Genomic DNA, 622 nt, shown 5'->3' with positions numbered 1-622 from the left:
AAATTATTTCTACTTTGAAATACCGGATCTTTTTCTTCGTTGTATTGGAACAAATCATAAAATAAGCTACTCAACAGAACAGTTTTCCCTGTTCCAGCTTCTCCATCAACAAAAATCAATTGACTATCCAAGTTTCGTGTTAAAGCAGAAACGATTTTATGATAAATAGTCGTTTTTGCATCCAGTTGTTCTCGAGTTAATTTGTGAAAAGGTGATGCTTTAAAAAGTGCAGAATCTTTAATAACTTTTTCAATTGGAAAGAGCTGCTTGTGTTTAGTTCGCAATTTTTTCCAAACTTTAGAAAAAATAGCATCTAAGTATTCTGAAGTGTAATATTCATTTTGTTCATTACTTCGTCTGTTATAGATCGTATTTACTCCGTCAACGCTTGAGAGATACAACATCAGACGATTTTCAATATCTAAGGTTAATGACTTATTAAATAATTCATGGCCTACAACTAACATTTTAGCATTTGAAGAAGCTTTCATTATTGCCCAATCTTCTCTATCTTTTGGGTCAGTGTCAATATGCTCAATTGTCCTCCTATAAATATCAGTTGTTTCTCCTATGTATACAGAAATACCTGACTTTTCAGTATGATTAATGATATAAACAGTGG

1 protein-coding gene is annotated in these 622 nt (G+C 31.7%); it reads right to left on the bottom strand.

Going from position 1 to position 622, the window contains the following annotated elements:
• Positions 1 to 622: GIY-YIG nuclease family protein (locus AX762_RS01750; RefSeq protein WP_143139253.1), on the bottom strand; the 622-nt coding region annotated here is incomplete at both ends.

Source organism: Alkalibacterium sp. 20 (genome assembly GCF_001885615.1).
Classification (GTDB): domain Bacteria; phylum Bacillota; class Bacilli; order Lactobacillales; family Carnobacteriaceae_A; genus Alkalibacterium.
Note: the sequence above shows the minus strand (reverse complement) of the source record. Positions and strands in the feature narration are given on the sequence as shown.